This is a genomic window from Rahnella sp. JUb53 (assembly GCF_004346065.1).
Lineage (GTDB): Bacteria > Pseudomonadota > Gammaproteobacteria > Enterobacterales > Enterobacteriaceae > Rahnella > Rahnella variigena.
In genome coordinates this window covers 1-20,918 of the sequence record NZ_SLYT01000019.1, presented here as the reverse complement: position 1 = coordinate 20,918, position 20,918 = coordinate 1, and the positions used below count along the sequence as shown (strand labels likewise).

General features: G+C 44.3%; 16 protein-coding genes and 8 pseudogenes. 9 read left to right on the top strand and 15 right to left on the bottom strand.

All coding sequences use genetic code 11. The annotated features are described in order from the left end of the window. Positions 1-954: 954 nt before the first annotated feature. From EC840_RS24900 to EC840_RS24890, 3 genes and pseudogenes are all read right to left on the bottom strand, one after another. A pseudogene (locus EC840_RS24900) lies at positions 955-1,131 on the bottom strand (helix-turn-helix transcriptional regulator); the annotation flags it as partial. Between the two features lie 52 nt (positions 1,132-1,183). After that, entirely contained in the window at positions 1,184-2,455 is a 1,272-nt protein-coding gene (locus EC840_RS24895) for a phosphatidylserine decarboxylase family protein (protein WP_132967405.1), read from the bottom strand. 39 nt (positions 2,456-2,494) lie between these two features. Further along, positions 2,495-3,985, bottom strand: coding sequence for a basic amino acid/polyamine antiporter (locus EC840_RS24890; RefSeq protein WP_132967403.1), 1,491 nt, complete (start codon positions 3,983-3,985; stop codon positions 2,495-2,497). Between the two features lie 436 nt (positions 3,986-4,421). On the opposite strand from EC840_RS24890, the pseudogene EC840_RS24885 reads away from it, so the two are divergent. From EC840_RS24885 to EC840_RS25625, 5 genes and pseudogenes are all read left to right on the top strand, one after another. Then, positions 4,422-5,521: pseudogene (locus EC840_RS24885) on the top strand (IS3 family transposase). A 254-nt stretch (positions 5,522-5,775) separates the two neighbouring features. Continuing rightward, positions 5,776-6,799 (top strand): annotated as a pseudogene (locus tag EC840_RS24880) (IS110 family transposase). A 639-nt stretch (positions 6,800-7,438) separates the two neighbouring features. Continuing rightward, positions 7,439-7,702, top strand: coding sequence for a helix-turn-helix transcriptional regulator (locus EC840_RS24875; protein ID WP_132967401.1), 264 nt, complete (start codon positions 7,439-7,441; stop codon positions 7,700-7,702). Beyond that, on the top strand, positions 7,699-9,036 hold the full coding sequence (locus EC840_RS24870; protein WP_132967399.1) for a type II toxin-antitoxin system HipA family toxin: 1,338 nt from the start codon (positions 7,699-7,701) through the stop codon (positions 9,034-9,036). The genes EC840_RS24875 and EC840_RS24870 overlap by 4 nt, the downstream gene beginning before the upstream one ends. A gap of 123 nt (positions 9,037-9,159) precedes the next feature. Next, positions 9,160-9,635, top strand: a pseudogene (locus tag EC840_RS25625) (recombinase family protein); the annotation flags it as partial. Positions 9,636-10,179: 544 nt separating this feature from the next. Here the strand turns inward: EC840_RS25625 and EC840_RS24860 are convergent. Further along, a pseudogene (locus EC840_RS24860) lies at positions 10,180-10,309 on the bottom strand (transposase); the annotation flags it as partial. 92 nt (positions 10,310-10,401) lie between these two features. Here EC840_RS24860 and EC840_RS25620 point away from each other — a divergent pair. Beyond that, positions 10,402-10,500, top strand: a pseudogene (locus tag EC840_RS25620) (UPF0104 family protein); the annotation flags it as partial. A gap of 74 nt (positions 10,501-10,574) precedes the next feature. Here the strand turns inward: EC840_RS25620 and EC840_RS24850 are convergent. Continuing rightward, the gene (locus tag EC840_RS24850) at positions 10,575-11,606 is read right to left on the bottom strand and encodes a tyrosine-type recombinase/integrase (RefSeq protein WP_132967397.1); all 1,032 of its coding nucleotides are present in this window, start codon (positions 11,604-11,606) and stop codon (positions 10,575-10,577) included. 459 nt (positions 11,607-12,065) lie between these two features. Here EC840_RS24850 and EC840_RS24845 point away from each other — a divergent pair, with 459 nt between their 5' ends. From EC840_RS24845 to EC840_RS24835, 3 genes are all read left to right on the top strand, one after another. After that, positions 12,066-12,899, top strand: coding sequence for a hypothetical protein (locus EC840_RS24845; protein WP_132967395.1), 834 nt, complete (start codon positions 12,066-12,068; stop codon positions 12,897-12,899). Positions 12,900-12,951: 52 nt separating this feature from the next. After that, positions 12,952-13,296, top strand: a complete 345-nt coding sequence (locus EC840_RS24840) for a hypothetical protein (RefSeq protein WP_132967393.1) — start codon at positions 12,952-12,954, stop codon at positions 13,294-13,296. Positions 13,297-13,446: 150 nt separating this feature from the next. Next, on the top strand, positions 13,447-14,478 hold the full coding sequence (locus EC840_RS24835) for a reverse transcriptase domain-containing protein (RefSeq protein ID WP_207914791.1): 1,032 nt from the start codon (positions 13,447-13,449) through the stop codon (positions 14,476-14,478). Positions 14,479-14,980: 502 nt separating this feature from the next. Here EC840_RS24835 and EC840_RS24830 read toward each other — a convergent pair. The 10 genes and pseudogenes from EC840_RS24830 to EC840_RS24785 all read right to left on the bottom strand — a co-directional run bounded on the left by EC840_RS24830 (position 14,981) and on the right by EC840_RS24785 (position 20,862). Further along, entirely contained in the window at positions 14,981-15,421 is a 441-nt protein-coding gene (locus EC840_RS24830; RefSeq protein WP_045358144.1) for a TIR domain-containing protein, read from the bottom strand. Between the two features lie 10 nt (positions 15,422-15,431). After that, on the bottom strand, positions 15,432-16,865 hold the full coding sequence (locus EC840_RS24825) for an SIR2 family protein (protein WP_132967391.1): 1,434 nt from the start codon (positions 16,863-16,865) through the stop codon (positions 15,432-15,434). Positions 16,866-16,889: 24 nt separating this feature from the next. Then, complete coding sequence (locus EC840_RS24820; RefSeq protein WP_132967389.1) at positions 16,890-17,375, bottom strand: toll/interleukin-1 receptor domain-containing protein; 486 nt, start codon at positions 17,373-17,375, stop codon at positions 16,890-16,892. A gap of 170 nt (positions 17,376-17,545) precedes the next feature. Then, positions 17,546-18,192 (bottom strand): annotated as a pseudogene (locus EC840_RS24815) (Tn3 family transposase); the annotation flags it as partial. Positions 18,193-18,207: 15 nt separating this feature from the next. Then, positions 18,208-18,801 (bottom strand): annotated as a pseudogene (locus tag EC840_RS24810) (MucR family transcriptional regulator); the annotation flags it as partial. Between the two features lie 186 nt (positions 18,802-18,987). Next, entirely contained in the window at positions 18,988-19,287 is a 300-nt protein-coding gene (locus EC840_RS24805) for a hypothetical protein (protein WP_207914790.1), read from the bottom strand. A gap of 86 nt (positions 19,288-19,373) precedes the next feature. Next, positions 19,374-19,877 carry a hypothetical protein gene (locus EC840_RS24800; RefSeq protein WP_132967385.1) on the bottom strand — a complete coding sequence of 168 codons (504 nt, stop codon included), beginning with the start codon at positions 19,875-19,877 and terminating at the stop codon, positions 19,374-19,376. Further along, positions 19,874-20,248, bottom strand: coding sequence for a hypothetical protein (locus EC840_RS24795; RefSeq protein WP_132967383.1), 375 nt, complete (start codon positions 20,246-20,248; stop codon positions 19,874-19,876). The genes EC840_RS24800 and EC840_RS24795 overlap by 4 nt, the downstream gene beginning before the upstream one ends. Continuing rightward, entirely contained in the window at positions 20,245-20,553 is a 309-nt protein-coding gene (locus tag EC840_RS24790; RefSeq protein ID WP_132967381.1) for a hypothetical protein, read from the bottom strand. Before EC840_RS24790 ends, EC840_RS24795 begins: the two co-directional genes overlap by 4 nt. Positions 20,554-20,640: 87 nt before the next feature. After that, entirely contained in the window at positions 20,641-20,862 is a 222-nt protein-coding gene (locus EC840_RS24785) for a hypothetical protein (RefSeq protein ID WP_132967379.1), read from the bottom strand. Between the last annotated feature and the right edge of the window lie 56 nt (positions 20,863-20,918).

The window sequence follows — 20,918 nt, the reverse complement described above, 5'->3', positions numbered from 1 at the left end:
CAGTACGATGAAGCAAAATATTTGCTGGCTCTCGAAGCGCGCCACTCGCCCTTACTGAAGCCATAAAAATCTTGTCGAATGTCTCAGAGCGTGATACAGCCAGCAGTTTATCTGCATGCCCTGAGTATTCATTAGCGAACGTGGAGCACCCACTGGCTCGAAAGAAAAGCGGCGATCATCACATGATTCTCGCTCAATATTCGTAACCAGTAAGCGCATACCCTGAATCACTTAATAGTGTAATTCTCAGGGTGCGAATGACTATATCTCGCTCAAGCAGCCTGTCAACGTGGTCAAGCCCAAACACAGCCTAGAGGTACAAAATTCAGCTGAAGGTACAATAATTTTCGATACCCAAACTGCCCCCATCATATTGTACGGTTAGCCCCTTCCTTTCAGATGGGAAGAATCTCAACTGTCGCACTATTCGAAGCAGCTACTTAATTCCGTAATTGTAAATTTTGTTTCCCAAAATTGACCTATTCCAAATGAATACTACTTTTACTTTTATTAATGGATGAGCAACCTGTGAAAGGGATAAATTCCGAAGAGTGGGTTGTAGTGGTTTCACCTAAAAGTGAGGCCGTAAGGGAGAGTATGAATGGGGAAGGAAAGTAACACAGCTAATCAAATTGATGATTACTTCCGGGCTATGAATGAAGGATCGCTTAGTGAAAAGCACACATATTGTAAACTCTTTGCCGAACTTACTTCAATGTATAAGACGGTAAGCAGGAAGGACATAATTCGGGGATTGGTTGAAAAATTGGAAACGGAAAGGACGTAAGTGAAGCCGATATTTACCGTAATATGCTTCAAATGATGCATCCGCCCACTATCGAGTGAATCAAAAACTAATAAATGCTCGAAGGCGGCAACTTTCCAGATTGATAAAAAAATCTATAAAATTAGCTACGAGCTTATTAAGTTAGTAGCTAATTAAACATGTCATCATCAAATCTGCTGTAAGTTAAATTTAACTCCGCAGGCTCGAGCATAGCAAATGAGGGGTTCATAGCTCATTTTTATGGCGTTTTTCTCCATCCTGCTAACGGTAGGTGGTTTTACCCCCATGCGTTCAGCGACCTGCGCAGATGTTAAGCCCGCTTCAACCCGCCAATCCTGCAAGGTAGTCTAAGGCATGGGGTACATTTGGGGCAGGGACCTGCCCCGGCAACGTGACTTAACTTCGTTTGATACGGGCTAACGTGCTGTTAACAGGAATATTATTGCTTTCCAGTCCCGGCGTTTGACCATGAAAATCAAACTCAAGATTGACTTCCGGGCGGAAGAATAAGCAGTGAGTTGAACCACCGAAGTGGAACATGCCTAATTGCTCACCTTTGTTAACATGTTGCCCTTCGTAAACGGTCACATCACAGGTTGATACCTCAGCCATACCCACGGCCATAAAGCACATTAATCCAATATCCGAATTATCAGCTTCAATAAAAATTAATGCTCGGGTTGCCAGTTCAGTAATATATCCCTGAGAAGCATTTGGGCCTGCAACATCTTCCCCTTCACATAATGTTTCGGAGTAGTAGGTTCCATCGATAATGCGTGTTTTAACAATCCTGCCTGATACGGGCGCATGCCAGCGGTGATAGCTCAGGGCGCTCAGAAATGCCTGATATACCGTCGCTCCTATAAAAGCCTCAGTCAAAGGATCGTTATCCATCATATATTGCAGAGCATAGGGCTGTGATTTAATCCAAAATTGATCGCGTTGTTTCACATCTTCGGCTAGGCGATAAGGTGCTGACTCACAAGCATTTACAATCACATCATCATTATCGGGTTCAGCAACAAGGCGGACGCCTTCGCGGAACTGTCGCGTAAAGAAATCATCCCATGATTTGAAGCCGTGATGATCAAGTGATGGGTCGCAAATAAAGTCATCCACAAATGTCGGCATAGCTTTACGGGCATCTTCACCAAACCAGCCTGAGCGGGGATCGTCATTTAAAACCCAGGTGCTTTGAGCTGAACTGAGAAACACCGCCCATTCATTAAGAATGGTTTTAATATGTTTATTGATTCGTTCGTCCAGGAAACCACTCCAGCCGCCTTGCGTTACCATAGACCAGTTGAAGATGGCGTTAAAAGGAAAACCCACTAATCCTGTTTCATCGAACTCTGGCGCATGAGTCATGATGACGTTTATTAAGCTCAGCATATGCTGGTAATCGCGTACTTGCGGTAATCCTGATGGCGAAAGTGCATGAGCGTCATCTTTATTGACCTGGTCAAACATTTGTGTAAAGAGCATAAATGCTTTCGGGTCATTCTCGATGAAGTTTTTAAAGTCTTCGACACAGGGTAATAATGCACCGGTATCGTTCTCGGCCTTTTCCATTATTTTTAACATCCACTTTCGCAGAGTACGCTGATCGGATGGCATCCATTTTCCAGCGGTATAGGTCTTGTTACAAGGTTTTAAAGCAGCGTGCATTTTGACTCCAGATATAGGTTATATAATAAAAATTATGATTCAAGATGGCTTATAGATCTGCGGAAGATGGCCGGTAAAGAGCATCCACAAGCTGGTCAGCGCAGCAATAATAATCAGCATCACCAATACTTTTTCTGAGCCTGTGAATAACGGCTCCTTAGGGGTTTGTTCTTTACGTGCCCAAACGAATACTAATAATCCAATGGCGTAGATTGCACATCCAACAAGGATGAAGGAGATCCCGGCAGCATAAACCAGCCAAAATCCATACAGCGTTGCTAATACGCTCGTCACTAATGCGCTGTTCATGCTATAGCGAGCTGTTTTGGGATAATCTTTTTTGGCTATAACTTTCCACAAAAATGCGGCGGACCCGATATAGGCAGGAAGAATTACCACGCCGGTAATAGAAAGCATGGCATTCCAGGCATTATTGGAAAAGAATACAAGTGCCATCGCTGCCTGCATAACCAGCGTTGAAACCCATAGTGAGCTTGAAGCAACGCCGTTGGCATTCGTTCTTGCAAAAAACTTGGGAAAGGTTCCGTCTTTGGCACATGCCCAGGGCAGTTCGGCTACCAGTAGTGTCCATACCAGCCATGAAGAGAGTAAGGCAATGATGACGCCAACATTGATAAAGACGCCACCCCATTTGCCAACTATCGCGCTCAGAATTGCCGCTGTGGAGGGTGCATCCATGGCGGCAAGTTCCCCTTGAGAGAACACGCCAAAAGGCAAAATACTGACTAACATAAACAGGACAGTTGAAATGATAAAGCCGAGAATCGTCGCACGACTTACGGTGCGTCCATCGGCTTTATCAGACATGACAACCGCGCCTTCTATCCCGATATACATCCATAGCGTTACCAGCATGGTGCTTTTAACTTGATCGAAAAGGCCGCTAAGTGGCCGGTCATGTAATGCGTTATCTCTTAAGTGTCCCCAAAAGTCAGTTCCCATCATGTGATAACGCAGAGAGAAAAAGGCCAACACGAAAATAAAGACAGCAACAGGGATAAATTTAGCAATGGTGCCAATAAGGTTAAGAACCGAGATGCCTTTAACGCCACGCATAACAAATATACTGAGTGCCCAGATGATGATCGAAGCTGTAGTGATGGCTTGCCAGGTGTTGCCGCCTTGAAAATAGGGAGGGAAAAAGTAATTCAGTGCGTCCATCAGTAAGACGGCGTAACCGACATTACCGAATGCGGCTGACATCCAGTATCCCCAGGCGATTAAGAAACCACTCAGTTTTCCAAATCCAGCCCGGGAGTACATGTAAATACCCGACGTCATTTCTGGATGAATGTCGGCGAGAATCTGAAAGGTTCTTGCGAGGAAAAAAACGCCCAATCCGGTAACAACCCAGGCGATCAAAATCGCGCCCAGTGCGGCTGATTGAGCCATGTTTTGCGGGATGTTGTATACCCCCCCACCAAACATCGCGCTGATAACGAGTAACGTCATCGTAAGCACGCCAAGTTGTTTGGTAGGGGCAGGTTTAGCTTGCTTGTTAACCGCCATTATAAATCCTAAAAGTGATTGAAATGTCATTTCTCATGCTAAGATTCAAACAATGGCTGCGGTATCAGACGATAAAACAGGTAGCGTCAAATTTATCTGAGGCGTGTAGGAAAACATGAAGAACTAGAATTGTTTAACAAAAAGAAAATTAATATATTATTGCATATCAAAATCAATTTTCATTATTGTAAAGATTATGATGATGTAGAGTTTTTTGAGTGCGTGGGTGGTTATAATGCTCAACGGCTATAAAACAGAACGCAATCAGGAGAAAAGATTTTAAAATTCTTCGAGAGTAATTCGATGGATGGAATATATGTAGCATTAAAGGATGAGTCGCCACGTGTTTAACAGATTGATCTCCTCCCTGAAAACAGTGCCAGCCTAAACTAAAGTATCCGGTCTTTCTTTCATCTCACTGAGAGGCATATCAACCATGAAAAAGACCCGTTATACCGAAGAACAGATAGCATTCGCCCTTAAACAGGCCGAAACAGGCACTCGGGTGGAGGAAGTGTGCAGAAAGATGGGTATTTCTGAAGCCACTTTTTAGAACTGGAAGAAAAAATTTGGCGGTATGGGCGTAACAGAACTGCGCCGTTTGCGGCAGCTTGAGGACGAAAACCAACGGCTTAAGCGTCTGGTGGCGGACCTCAGTCTGGATAAGGAAATGCTCCAGGATGTCATCCGAAAAAAGTTCTGAGGCCCATTCAGAAGCGTGAAGCGGTGACTTACCTGCTGGACGCCTATCGTATCGGGCTGCGTCGTGGTTGCCGTTTAATGATGCAGAGTCGCACGGTATACCTCTATCGCAGTTGTCGTGATGACAGGGCACTGACTCACCGGATAAGAGAAATTGCGGAGACACGGATCCGCTATGGTTGCCCGCGCATTCATATTCTTTTGCGCAGGGAAGGCTGGTTAGTCAACCACAAGAAAACCCACCGAATTTACTGTCAGGAAGGACTGAATCTGCGAGCAAAACGCCCACTCAGGCATGTTACAGCCAGGCACCGACACGCCCGTCCAGAAGTGACCGCATTAGATCAGTGCTGGAGCATGGATTTTGTTGCTGATAATCTGTTCAACGGGCGTCGGATACGTGCCCTAACTGTAGTGGATAATTTTAGTCGTGGATGCCTGGCGATCGAAGTTGGTCAGGGGCTGCGCGGAGAGGATGTGGTGGCTGTTATGGAGCGCCTGAAACAAATGCAGCACCGTATACCACACCGGTTGCAGACGGATAATGGCAGCGAATTTATCTCTAAAGCGCTTGACCGATGGGCATACGAAAATAAGGTGACAATGGACTTCTCACGGCCCGGCAGACCGACAGATAATGCTCTGGTCGAGTCATTCAACGGGAGCCTGCGCGATGAGTGTTTGAATGTGCACTGGTTCCTGTCACTGAAAGATGCTCAGGAGAAGATCGAGCACTGGCGGCAGGAATATAACCAGTACCGGCCACATTCCTCATTAAATAACCAGACTCCGGAAGAATTTGTCCGAAGCCTGCAAACAGACCCGGATCTCTGATTTATCCTGGCATCAATATTGGGAAGGGATCACCTTAAAGGGAGGTAACGTTTCCGTTTCAGGATCGATTTGTGTTTGCAGACAAGGGCATGAATCATCAGATCATAAAACAGCTTCCCCCCTTTCTAATATAAGCAAAATTTCGTCATAAACCCGTCGGTTAGTCTTAGCGAATGGAAGGGACTTCCCCTGGATATGCACCTGATCAACTTTCGTGCAATCATGGAATAAATATTGACCCAGAGGGATTCGTTATGACCATCACTACTGTCGGTATCGATCTTGCTAAAAATGTGTTTGCAGTTTACTGCGTTGACCAAAATGGTAAAGCAGTTCTGGTTAAACCCAAGGTGTCATGTGCAGCACTTCCTGAACTCATCGCAGATTTACCTCCATGTGTAATTGGAATGGAAGCCTGCTCGGTTGCCCACTATTGGGCAAGATTATTCAGGCAGTATGGTCATGATGTCCGGTTGATGGCCCCCAAATTTGTCTCACCCTATCGCATGGCGGGTAAGACCGGGAAAAATGATGCAGCTGATGCAATAGCTATTTGTGAGGCTATGCAGCGGCCGCATATGCGCTTTGTACCCGTCAAAGACGAAAGTCAGCAGGCAATGCAGTGCTTACATCGGACAAGACAGGGATTTATCCAGGAAAGAACGGCAACGTATAACCGTCTTCGGGGTCTGGTATCAGAATTTTGGATTATCGCCCCACAAAGCACTGATGCTCTACGTCATATTGTTTCTGACCAGAGGGAAACTCTGCCAGTACAGGTCAGGCTTTGCATTGATGATCTATTGGCTCATATAACTAATATTGAAGAAAAAAATCGCCGAATATGACTGGGTATTATCTCGTGTGGCCAAAACAGACCATCGCAGCCAGCAGTTAATGGAACTGAAATGTATTGGCCCCACAACAGCGAGTGCACTGGTCGCCAGTATTGGCAACGCACATGATTTTAAAAACGGGCGCCAACTGGCAGCCTGGCTGGGGTTAACGCCATCGCAATACAGCAGTGGTGGAAAATCAAAACTTGGCAGAATAACGAAAGCCGGTGATTCATATCTGAAAACGCTGCTGGTACAGGGAGCTCGTTCTGTGATGATAGGGGCAGAGAATAGAACGGACTCGTTTAGCCGTTGGGTCTGCTCGTTGATCGGCAGGCGGGGGTACTGGCGTGCTGTCGTTGCAATCGCTGCCAAGAATGCGAGGTTGTGCTGGGCATCATTCCATTACGGCGATGACTTCAGACTGTATTCGGCAACATGAAAAATTTAACTGTGTAGTAACTGAACTGCAACTCGTTGATGGTAAAGGGTTAGACCTCCGTGAGAAGTATCTGCATATCCTACTGGATATCACTATCCGATTAGCGAAGGAGGATCTCACGAGCGTCTTTCATCAGGGTCCGAATCAATAGAGATTCAACGTGACCGTTTAGAGTAGCGCAGTCTTATCCCTTGCCCTTCAATGATGAACAGACAGAAATTAAAAACCGGCGTTGACTGTTCGGGGAAGCCCTTATAGTAGGATATTTTCGTTTTCCAAGCGGCCTCCATTTTCAGAGGATTTGGCCTTAATCGTATAACCTAAATGCGATAAAACTAGAGCGATAGCCAGTGACGCTAAATCAATCCATTACGTATCTGGTTTGCTTAAATAATGTGCTTAACGTACAAAAATTTCCGAGCTCCAAACTGACCCCTATTACCATTAATGTATCCCATGAGATACATTAATGGTATATTTCATCATTAAGTATCTTCGGGAATACTTATACGTGTAGTCTTTATCACTTAGATTTAAAGACCGCTTTCATGATCATATTTTCATGAAAAAAAGGTAATTTGTGTCCCAGTGGATACATTTTTGCTTTATGCTGGGGTTATAGTATCCTAGGAGACACACATGACTACTCTCTATAATGTTGCAGAAATGCTTAAAACTGCAAGGATCGAAGCAGACTTGTCGCAGGCTGAATTGGCTGAGAAAGCAGGTGTTTCACGTGTGACCGTTGTTCGAATGGAGACACTTGCAAAAGGCGATATGAGTGTGTCGATTCTTGTCCGTCTTTTAGAGGCCGCGGGCTATGACTTACGTGCAGTCAAAATAGGGCATGTCCGAACCCTGGATGACATTCTCCTGGAACAGCGCAATGGGGAAGCATCATGAAGTTAGATGTGCAAGTTTTGGGTAAGAAAGTCGCGACACTATTCCGGGACCGGGATGAGTATGTGCTTCAATACTTACCAGAAACTAAGAGTAACGAATTTATCAGCCTGTCGATGCCTGTTCGTGAAGCAGCATGGCGTTGGCCACGGGATTTACATCCGTTTTTTAGACAGAATCTGCCTGAAGGTTATCTTCTCGGGGTCATTCGTGAAGAATTTGGTCCACTGCTCGATGGAACAGATTTATCGCTTTTGGCTGTTATAGGCTCTTCAGGAGTAGGTCGTGTAACCGTTACGCCAGAAGGTATAGCTCCAGGGGAAGAACCTGATCTTTTGCAAATTAACGACCTGCTGAAAGGCAATAATACAGCCGACCACTTTGCAGTTTTAGTAAGGCGTTATGCGAGAGCCGCAGTATCAGGTGTTGTACCTAAATTTCTTGCTCCTGCCGGCAAAGAAGAGATACCACTGGGCAAACCCACTCTCAAAACCCGACAGTTCATTATTAAGGGCTCAGACGACACTACACCTTATCTCGGTTTCAATGAATTCTACACAATGAGAGTGTTAGAGCGACTTAGGGTCACTCCCGTGGCTCGTAGCATCATGTCTGATGATGGCAAAGTACTCCTTGTTGAACGATTCGACGTTGATGAAATAGGCAATCCTGTATCCGGTTTAGAAGATGCATGTGGATTGTTGGGGATGCCGCCGCATGAGAAATATGCGACAACGATGGAAAAGGTATTAAACGCGACTCGCGTGTACTTACCTGGTACGGCAGTACGTTCGCAGTTGGAAGGTCTGGGATGGTTAATTTTGACGAATTTCATTGTTCGCAACGCGGACTGTCATTCAAAGAATATTGCCCTCTATTACACGACTTTGTCAAATGTGAAATATACGCCAGTGTACGATTTAGTAACAACTCAGGCCTACCCACGTTTTTCACATAACCCTCCAGCATTGTCGATTGAAGGAAAGCAAACGTGGCATGCGCGTAAGACCTTGGAACGATTTTTTAATGCCAGGTTGGGGATTTCGCCTCGCCGATTTACAGAAATGATCGACGTACTTTCAGAATCTGCAGTTGAGGTGGGAAAGGAGATGGTTGAGGCATCCAGGAATGAAACGCAATGGAGAGATATGACAAAGCATATGCTCCATGCATGGAACGAAGGGATCAATTCATTGCAGCACACCAAATCAGCACAAGTAATTGGGCCAATCGAAAAATTACTTGATAGAGAAGGTTTTTCAGGTATGAGAAAACACATAGAAGATAAAGTTAGCTATGGTCGGTCAGAATTATTGGGAGGGCGTAAAAAGAGGTAATGATTGGTGTCTGAAGCCCAACCATACGAACACGTACGATTTCGGACATGTACATTTACAGATGTCTGAAATATAACTTACTAGAATTCGGACACATGACTTTATTCGTACATGGTTGTCGGACGGTAAATTAATGCAGCGGGTTTTGTGGTCGAGGCACATCGGTATATAGAGGAAAGCATCAGCGGCTCTATCGCCCCCAGTGAGCGATCTGGCTCGATCGGATGGAAAACGGGTGACGTTCTGATTTTCACAGAGCTCGATCGTTTTGGGAGAAATGTAATGGACGTCCGAAAGACGGTAGGGCAACTAGCCGGCGCCAATTTCTGGGTTCACTACCTGGCACTGGGTGGGGTTGATCTCACCGATATGTTATCACGGCCGTGGCCGAGTTCGAGCGGGATTTGTTCATCAAGCGTACTCATTCGGGTAGTGTCCGGGCAAAAGCGGCAGGCAACCGTTTTGGGCACCCACCATCACTTTCGCCGGAACATCATCAATTGGCAGGAGACAGGCTTTCAGAGGGTGCCAGCTTTTCTTCGGTGGCTAGAGAATTTTATACAAGGAGGCAGAAAGTGCTAAGAGTCAAAATGCAGTAGTACAATAAGATTAGTAATGAGGAAAAGTTACCACTTCAAAATTCACTCCTCATAAAGGAACAAAGGGGATACAATAAATAAATATCATAGAGTCTATTTGTCAGGATAAGGGCGACTTAAACAATAAGGAAGTTAACATCATGAGATTAGCTGCAATAATATTTACCACCAGTTATCTTTTCTTTTCATTTTCCGCAATAATATTTTATTTATGGAGTTGCACTAACTCAGTGCAATCTAAGTCTTCAAAATTTTTTAGAAATAACCCCTGGATAGAATCGATTTGCGTAGTAATTATTAAATATCTGTCCATCCCATCATTTGTTGCTTTTGTATATCTTATTGCTACTCCTACTTAAGGGTTAATTGGGGGCAGTTTGGATATCGAAAATTATTACACGTTAAGGCTATTTTTTGACCTTTCCACATACGTTTCAAGAGGATTTCGCGAACATTGCCCCGGCTAACCGGATAACAGGCATTAAAAAGCGGGGGACGTTGATCTCCCGCGCAGACCGCACCGGTTTTTAGCTGATGGGGAAGTTCCGCCGTATTTCTTACGCCACATATCGAACGTGGAATCAGAAATGCCCAGCTTACGGCAGACATCCGGCACGGATGTCCCCAGCTCGGCCTGCTTGAGGGCAAAGACCGGTGAATCGTGATTTTTTCATCGGCACCACCTCCGTTCAGAGGAGTGTTTATCATGCCGGAATTTTGTTTCTGAATGGAACAGGATTTTGGGTCAGGGTCAGACCTCACACCCCACCACCTGCTCTACTACTTCCTGCCGTTGTTGCTGGCAATGGTATGTTATTTACTACTGGAGGGCCGGGCTAAGAACGAGAAGGCAGTGGCCAGATGAACCTAAACCATTGCGGGTACAAAAAAGGTAATAATTAATTTTTATTAAGTATGAATTATTAATGTCTGGAATCTTTATTTATTACTTCTTTCCATCAGATCTACCATAGCCCCTTCATGAGCCTGAAGATTACGGATATAACGCATTAATGTTTCAGGCTTTTTCCAAGTTCCTTCCTGCATAATCTGAGCGACAGCATAACCACGCCCAGCCATATCCTGCGCAGCTCCTACGCGGGCGCTGTGACCCGTCCAGGCTGAGTAGCGCCCTTTGTTTGGAATGGTGGTTTCACCTGCGCCGATCGTATGCCAAGCCTGTGCGAAGATAGATTCAATCGCAGGCGTGCTCAGCGGACGGGTGAACGAAAGAGTTGCACTCCCAGATCGGTGCACCGGACAAAAGAGGAGGGCGTCAGGTTCTGAATTGATACCAGACACCGACAGCCACTCAGTTAGCCGGCGGGAGGACTGTAAACTTAGGGACTTGATCAGGCCACCAGTTTGGACAATTGTTTTGGTGTAACTCACATTAAGTATGATCCTGCCATCTGTTGCCCTGGAGATATCGCGAACGCGGAGACGGGCTAATTCACTGATACGCAGCAGCGTGCTGTAAGCTACATGCAGAAATGCTAAATCACGTTTAAGGCGAAGCGATGTTGAGTCAGACCAGAGCGCATCAAGCTCAAGCAGATTTTCAAGACGAAAGGGTACGGCCTGGCCAGTACGTTCACCCGTGACAACTGCGACACGATTTATTTTCTTAACAGCCCGGAAAACCAGCGGTGAAGAATTAGGAGGAGTCAGGCCAGCATTACGGTGTAACATCGAAATCAATGAGCCATGCGTCGCAATCGTTGAAGAGGCCCGGCCATTATCCTGCAGCCAGTTCAGGTAATCGCGAAGGTCAGCCGGAAGCATAGGCAAGAATGAACGTCCATTCCTTGCCGACCATTTATGGCAAATACGCATCACGCTCATTAGTTGTCGCCACGTATTGGGAGAAAAAGCCTCCTTATCCTGAACAAATTCCTTAAGCCTGGCCAGAACATCCTCTTCAGCCTGGATAGCCGGTAGCGCCTGGTGGATTGGTGTTAATTTGCCCATATATAGCTTAAAAAGCGCACTCCCCGTCAATGGCGATGCTACGTGGATTCTGAGAAGGATGCAGGGCAAATTGCCTTGCAGATTTCACGTAGCGTAACCTGCACGATCTACAGAGAAAATCATCTGCATTTGTAACTACTGGATAGATTACCAGCTCATACAGTAGATGGCTAACTTTATATAAGTCCCATTATATGAAGTTAGATGTGCACTCAACAACCCAATTGTGACAGGGAGTCAATGGGCATCAGTCAGACTGATATGAGGCTTATTATATGATGTTAGGAAGGCACTTGATGTATCCTACAGTAGGCGGAAGTAGGCAAACAAATAGCAAAATGATATAACTTTAATCATATGATGTTACGCTTACAGGTAAGAGCCTCGAGAGCATAGCGATTTTGCGCAGGCTTGCATAAATCTTGTATTTCCTTTTAACTAACTCTTCAACGAGAAAATATGTCAATCAAAGCACCCAAAGTTGCAGATGAGGAAAGCCTTCTGGCCGCTTACAATTTGTCTATCTCATTACCTTGGGCAAATAACGTCAATTCTGAAAAAGCCCTCATAGGCCTATACAAAGAATATACACAAAAAGAAGAAAGAGAGTTAATAAAGATTTTATTGGAAAGACTTGTCTATCATAGTTATGAAGACAGAGACAATGACATTGATAGTATCTCATCAAAAATTGATGAACTTTGCTTAGCTCCTGAAAACACGCTTTTTATTGCTGTCTCTGATGGTAAGGGTATCGATGGTTCTGTAGCAGGTTTGTACAATCTTAAGCAATGTTTAGGATCCAAACAAATTGAATGGTCAGAGTCAAATAATATGTGTGCCTCCATGGAAAACTTTAAAAATTTCAAGAAGAAGGCTAACTATAGTAACTATTTAAATTTTGTTCTTTTTGATGATTTCATTGGTACTGGAAAAACCATTATGAAAAACATTGAACGTTTAATGAACTCTATAGGAGGAGACAGAATAGTATTGGTTAATATTAAGGTTTTTAGTTTCGTTGGAATGACTTTTGGCATTAATGCAATAAAGAAAAAATATAATAACGTCGATATTTTTTGTCCTACAATGCTTGAAAAGGGCATTGAAGAACGCTCAGATTCTAACGAAGAACATAAAATAAACCTTATGAAAAAAATGGAATGTAAGCTATTAGAAACTCTTAACGGACTTAAAATCAATACATTTTCTCTAGGGTATGAAAACTCCCAGTCTCTATACCAGATTAATCGCGGAAACTGTCCAAATAACGTTTTCCCCATATTTTGGTGAAAAAAGATAAAGAAAATGAATTCAGATTCACTCTCTTTAATAGGTTACGATAATGATTAACAATAATATAAAATCTATAATTAAGTTATTACATAACAACAAGCCCCACGCGATATTTGAATTGCATCAGCGATTCAGATTGACTCACAGTGAATCCATGATTGCATTAGGGTGGCTTAATGATAACAATATTATTGAAGTTTCAGAAAATGAATTCAGTCTCAAATATAACATTAACACAAAAGATATTCATCAACTTTATGAAATGGTCAGGCATTCAGATTTCAAACTAGAAAAAGAAGAAATTGATAAATATATTTCAAATAGTTTAAAATCAGAATGTCATTACCTTCCTGATTTATCGATAATTAGTGAAGAATTAAAAGTTGAAATTTGATTGACTAAGGGTTAAACTTACCAATGCTGTCCAGCTCTAGTTTAATAGGTGTATCGCCTATGGATGCTAAGGTTTTCTTTAACCTCACGAGTTCTGCATTTTTTCTTTTGATTCGGTAGTGCTGGACAGCACATTACAAAGAGGCGTTGTATGGCGGATAATAACTTAGATCGTAAAATTTTCTTTAAGAAGAATGGTCTGAGTGAATCTCAGTCAATAAAACTTGACATTTATGCTAAAAATCTTGAAAGCAAGAACCTTCCAATTATTTACGAATTAAAACACCTTTCAAAACTATTGGGTATGGAATATGCGTTACTTAGTAGGATGTCTGGTATAAATCGTTTTTTTTATCGTAGCTTTAGCATAAAAAAAAGGAACGGTGGTCGTAGGATTATTAATTCACCTTATCCGAAAATATCTTACGTGCAAAATTGGATTAAAGATAAAATATTATCTCAGGTGCCAATAAGCAATAACGCTTATGCCTATGTTAACGGATTATCGCATATAGAACACGCACGCCAACACATCGGCTCGGATGTTTTTCTAAAAATTGATTTACTTGATTTTTTTGGACAGATATCTGACCAAAGAGTAAAAAAAATATTCAGTGAGTTAGGGTATACTGACAAATTAAGCCTTCAGTTAGCACGTCTATGCACTTGTAACTCATCAATCGCGCAAGGTGCTCCTTCAAGTCCAATTTTAAGCAACATTGTCCTTAAAGAACTGGACGAAACACTTTTTACAATAGCCAATTCCAACTCAATATTATATACCAGATATGCTGATGATATTTACTTCTCAGGGAAACATGTGTCTAAAGGTTTTTTCAGTAAGATAAAGGGGGTCATTAACAATTTCGGCATGGTCATTAATGAAGAAAAAAGCAAGATATACAAAAGTCATCACAAAAAAATAGTAACTGGAATTATTGTTAACCAAAAAGAAATACGGGCACCAAAACATATGCGCCGGAGATTCAGAACGGAATCGTATATTCTTCTAAAAGATAAATTCAAAGTATTTAACGGCGAAAGAGGTTTGTTTAACCCTAACTATATAGATGAGATACTTGGATTAGGAATGTATATTCTATCCGTAGAACCTCAAAATGCATATGTGATTAAAATCGTCAAATCACTTAAGGCTTTAAAAAAAGAGTTTGCTCAATATTGAGTGTAAAACACTAACTAGTTACAAGTATTATGACGCGATTATCTACATCTTATTTAGCTAAGAATATCGACTACTAGACCTCAGAGTCGCACCCTCAATATACAGTCTTGGGGTTCTACGCCGGAACCGCCGAAATTTCCGTTACCTCAATTTCAACCTGACAATTTGCACCATGTGTCTACCTTCGAGCCGCATTTCTTGATTAAACGGTCCAGAGGTGTCTGATTGGCTCTCTCAACGCGGCCCTTTCCCTGTGAGCTGTTAGCACATATGAACTCGATGCTCAGATGCAGAACACATAAAAATTGCCTAGTGCAGGAGCGACTAGTTCCGGCCAGGTTGACACGAAAAACGATGTATCTATCACTATGCAACGCCTAAGGTTGCCTGCGACCATTCCGGAAAAAAAAACCACCTGCACTGCAGGTGGCATTAATAGTGCCCTAAAAGAGCGTACAAAGATCTAGAGCTTTAATATTTTGGGATAAAGGGGGAACTTTGATTATTTGCCAGCTGTCTTCGCCGCAGCCTCAACCCACTTACCTATGTTTTCCCGACCATTTCCGTTGTTCCATAGATAGTGGGTGGTGCCAGGAACACGAAGCGAACAGCAGTCGGTAGTATTCCCTTTGAGATCTGCGATTTTGCTGATATCGATGGTTAAGATGCCATTCCCGCGCTCAATGCTTTGCTCTATCTCGTACTTTACCCATTTACTCTTATTGGTTGTGGCTCCAATAAGAACTACAGTGACGCTCGTACCGTGAAGCTGATCGTTTATCCATTTCTTTATAGCCGCATCGCCCTTACGCTCAACCTCTTCGAAATCAGCTTTGTCGATGAAACCAGCCTTGGTATCTGAAGCGATTACGTTGCTGTTTCGTACATTCATCGCACGTTGCACATCTTCGTACTGGAAACTGAAAAACACTTTTCTTGCCATGACTTTGTCCTTAAATGAGGGGAAGGAGAGACAGGATGATGTCGTGAGCACGCTCCAAGTCAGAACCTTGGGTGCCCAACTCGTGAAGCAGAGGGGTAATCTTCTTACCTTGATCATGCTTCGATTCGTCGTACGTTATAATTAGTTCTTTCCATAGGTCAGCAGAAATCGAGCCGGTAATGCCAACGGGGATGACGAAAAGACCGTTAGCAACTGCAATATCAAACTCTTCGCGCATACCGCTGGATGGCACCACAGCTCCAGAACGGTCCAGTTTGTTGCCGAATAGAAAGAGTGCGACGCCGGCATGAGCGAGCATGTTGCGGCGGTACTCCGTCCAGAGCTCTGGTAGTGAGCGTTCGCCGGATTGGCTTTGAGGAAAAGGGCGCAAGACTAATTGATCGTTATCGAGGCGGCCACCATTCATGATGGTCTGTTCGAGTACGCCAGAGATAACAGCACTGCCAACCCCCAAGCCAAACCCAGAAATAACCCGGTAGTGCTCCTTGCTTATCGCCTTACTTAGTTTGTAAACAAACTGTTCCGCCTCGGATTCGGTCCAGGGGCTGTAGTCATGGGCTGCACCAGAGATAAAAATGGTTTTACGTTTGTGACGACGTTCAATCTCTCTCAGAATGTCAGTGATCTCTGAGAACTCATCGACGTATACAGTCTTGATCCCAACCCGTAGAAGTTCGTGTTTGAAAAGGTCTTCTTTGCGCTGACGATATTCAAATTCGGCCAAATCCTCGCCTTCCAACCTGCTTGCCTTACGAAGGATGCAGTAGTGTTGGCGTTGGTCCTGCGCGAACTGAATTCGAACTCGACTTAGGATGTACTCAAGGTTGGGATCAGTGAAGCTGAAACCCAGAAACAGAAAGGTTTTAGCTATTAGGTCACCGCTGAGAGCAGTGATGAACGGCTGCATCTTTACGTGATAGCGTTCATAGTCATCACGGATTAGTACCGCCTCGGATGAGTGATCAACATCCCCATGCATCTTGTAAACTACAGCATCTCTTTTGGGACGGGTCGTAGCCAACTGCTTGTTTGTGTACTTAACGTCAGGAACTTTACCATTTCGCTCGAGGGCGTTCTCGATGAGTTTGTCGTAGTTTGTTGTCCAATAGGTCTGAATGGGTAGCCTGGTTAGGATCTCGTGATTTTCAGTCGGTGCTACGCCTAACGAAAATTCAGTGACCAGTATCTGATTCAGCTTCGAGCGGTTGGTCGCATTGGCATTAGCGTGGTATTGCGCCAGTGTAACCAGATCCCATTCCCTCTCTACATCAAGATCCAGGTCGTCAGCGATTGGCTTCAGTAATGACTTCCAATCCACAAAGCCTGCTGATCTGGACAAACCTGCACCTGCAAAAACTGCCAGATTTCCTTCTGCTAGCTCTTTAGACAGGCTGTCGATGAGACGCAGGTGTTCTCTTTTCATGCTTCGGTACCTTCCTGATTGGAATTAAAGATTGCGTACCCATTTGCCATTGCCGCGAGTGTCGAAAAATGCAAGGCCAGTATGGCCAGAAGATACGTCGATTTTGTTATAGAGATTTAGATATTCGTTACCATAGAAATGGCCCAGGTTGTCCTGCGTGGGGATAATAGCGATGCGGTCATAGACTTTTTTACCATCAGCAAAACCGATTTCCCAAGGACACCAGCGTGATGTCGTCGAATGTTGTGTCGCGAGAAAGAGAAACCAGTCGGCGCGCACAATGGCTGATTTAATATTGAGGGCCGTCTCGGTGTCCGGCTTGTCGGGCATAGTCTGATCTTGCCAGTCGATATAGACGTCCCACCCTTGATCATTCAGCAATGCCTGTAAACCTAGTGCTAATTGCGCGTCTTTATGGCTGTGGCTCAGAAAGGCTGTGGGCTGCCCAAATCGCTTGGCAAAATGCCCTCGTTGGCCTGCGTTAAGAAGGTCTGACTGACGAATCGGCATTAGTAATCCTTACCTTTCTTACTCAATATAACAACACGTTAGCACTATATTAGATGTACCCACATTGAGCTAGGTCAACATTGGATTTGCCACGTTTCGAAGAAAGTATCTATCCTTTTTCGGTTTAACATAGGGTTTGACACCACTGCACTGGAACTTTAGATTTTTTGTCAGATAAGTTTCAACACAGCAACCAGCACATCCAGATCAATAATTTCATTGCTGCTCTGGAAGGTATAATGCCCGTTCAGCAAAATGTGCTGCCAGGCCACCGGGGATATTCGGTTCAGAGCCTCAATGCCTTTGTCGTTACCTTCTGCTCCCAGTCGCTCCAATAGTCGCGATAGGATCGCGGAGTTGTAATAAATGATCGCGTTGGAGATCAACCGCCCGCACTGATTGCTTATTTCCGTTTCAATGTCGTTTTTCCCGGTTAACTCCTTCTTTCCTCCGACTTTGGCGACTGCGTCGCGTAGCTGGTGATACGATTCAATCCGGTTCTGGGAACGACGGTTATGCGTTCCAGTTGCGGGTCTCGCAGATACTTCAGCGTGTAAATGCTGCGAACCAGCCGGTCATATTCAAATATCGCCTGTCTTGTCGGATTGGTTGTTGTGTACGTACACAATTTGCGGATCAGCGTTCCCTGCGTCATTTCTCTCAGTCCCAGCGTGGCGACGATGCGTTCGAGGTTGCTTTTTTCTCGGGTGATAAGGTTCAGGTCAATCTGTCCGGCAGGCTGAATCAGGCACTTTTTATATGCCGATGGGTCTCTGGTGCAGTACAGCTCCTGCAGTTGCTTGTTCAGGTCAGTAAAGTTAGCGAACTGTTTGCGCCATGCGTAAAGGGTACCTGGCCATACTCCTAGTTCTTTGGCCACTGATTTTATTGTTTCATCAGCTCCCCGACTATTCACCCGTTCAACGGCCTTTCGTTTGGTTTCTTCATCCGCAATCTTAATCGCCGGTGAAATATGCCAGGGTTGCCTTTCCAGCATACTTTGACCTGATGTTTCCAAATCGTATTGCGTTTTAAACGGTTTCTTTTTAGGGTGCAGTCGGTTGGTTTCCTGCATTAGCGCGGCCAACGCCAGCGGGTCGACATCGCCGCTGGCGATTTTTTCGGTGATAGAGTCACTGTGTTTTTTACGACAACCCAGCCCGGCCAGCGGGATTTGCTTCATGATCTGCCATTTCTGGCTGTACGCTAATGTCGTCATTTCATGGATCATGGCCAAATGCCCCGACAGTTGCGAGTACATTTTCCCGCATTCTAGACACTGAATATACTCGTGTTCGTGATGGGCGCGGGCCTCTTCTAAGCTGGTGAAGGGGGTACTGCGCAGCGGCGCTGGCTTACCTTCTGCCGTCAGTTGACGCAACCCGCTCCACCAGAAATGCAGGGCAGGCCAGCATTCAGTCAGCATCTGACCGATCATCTTATCCCTGTGCTCAGCGGCACCAGGCGACATTCCGCTCCGTTCACCCGCCTGATTTACAGTATGCCCTTCGAGGCGGAAAAGGGCATATACCGCCCATTTCTCCTGGTGACGGCAATTAGCAACTGGTGCAACCTGAAAGCAAAGTAACAGCGATCAGCAAGATGAATTTTTTCATTTTCCAAACATATCCGGGTTATCAGTGATGAAATCAGCGTTACCTGTTTTAATTGCTAACTGGCGTAACCTGTCCTGTGCGTAGGCTTTGCAAGTGTCTTTAGGTAATCCAGCCTTTTTAATATCTTTCCCAGCCCAGTAAGCTGCGTGATCTTCCTGTACAAAGAATTTAGAAAAACTGCGATCTACTGCGTCACCTTCCGGGCCTGTTTCATATCGGACGGATTCAAGAAAATCAGAGAGTTTTCCTAAGTTGTCGCCGTCATAACCACCCATACAAAGCATAGAATCAGACATGTACACTTGTACGGTTAAGGTTCTAAACATCGTAGCTTGTGACGCCGTAGAAATAGAAAGTAACGATATGATTATTAATAGTTTTTTCATTTCAATAACTCGCAATTTTTATCGCTATAGAGGATCGCCGCTTTATTTGTTAAATCCTTTTCGTAATCCTTCCATGCTTGAACCGGGTTAGCCCCTTCTGTGTAATCTTTTCGGGCTTGTTCTTTCATGCTGTACCACAATTCACCCTTAATAAATTCTAAAGAAGTGTGATAATCACTAAGTAACATCCCCCAAATTATAGGGATCTTATTCCCTGCCTCTTTGGTTAAATTTCCCTTTTCAAGTGCTGCTAAGAAAAGATCAGACTCACGATTAAAGCCGTCTGCTTGAGCCTGTAAAACGTTGTTAGGCTGTTTAGCTTGCTGGCCTAGTTGCGCACACTCCGCAAGCCTTACCGCTAACGTGCCGTGTTTAGCGATTTCTAAAGATTGTGCCGGGGTATATGTGATCGGCTCTGCATGAGCCAGTGACATAACACCCACTGCCACGAACAACCAAAAGCACCCGCAAAGAACAAACGTTAAACGCCAAATTTTCATTTCAAGATCCCCGGCTTTTTGAATAACTGCGCTAACGCTTCCTCAATACTGATCGCGTTTAGTGAATAGCTCCCTTGATGCCCCCACCGTGGGCCATAGTTTGATTGCTCAAACTGTGTAGCCCCGTTGCTGTTCAGGCTGATCCTGTAACAAACATTCCCGGTAAAGCTCGATACGCAAAAACTTATATAACCGCTTTGCTCATGTTGGGTAGGTTCGTAGATCCTGGGAGTAACAGCAAAGCTATCCTTAGAGGCCATCAGATCAGCGTGTACGGCCTGTAAGCGTTGATAGTGTGGGTTAGCCTGTCCTGCTTCTTTCGTGTCTTCCTGAGCCTGTTTAGAGGCTTCTATAAGGGCTTGTATGTTCATCTGTTCACCCGGTAAGTAAGATCGTTGACTTCACTCTGTACGTTTTCGACCTGTCTGGATAACTCACGCTCAAGCCGATCTAACCTGTCCATTAACTGGTTGAATTGCGCAAGCTGTGCGGCCCGTGCGTTTTTGATTTGCGTTTCAATCACGCACACCATCAGGTAAATACAAGCTAAAAGAACAAAAGCAAAGCCGGGAAAGGCTGGACACATACCAAAGAACCACAAAGCCCAAAGAACCGCCGGGACAATTAGAAATTGCATAAATTTACCTATCTTTAAGAATGCGTAATGTTTGTACATACTAGGAATTTTCTTAGTGATCTAAATCAAATTTCCGCACGATTCGCTAAAGTTAATTTTCAGAAATTATTAAGCCGTTGTTTCACTTCACAAGGCGCAAAAATATTCATCCTCTGAATTTCCTTTTTTATCCTTCTTGACTATTACCAGCGTTTCACCGTTGAAAATGGCAGCGCGTTTACCTTTAGTTGTGTATGCCTGATCCCCGGTAACGTCCAAATATTCAGCACCATGAAAAACCGCCTTTCCTACTTCATCAACTACAGAAACTGAATAGACCCGGGTTTCGTAGACACTTTTTTGCCTCATAATGGAGGCCTAATGAAGGAGTGTTTATGTCAGTCAAAACGTTCACAGAAGAATTC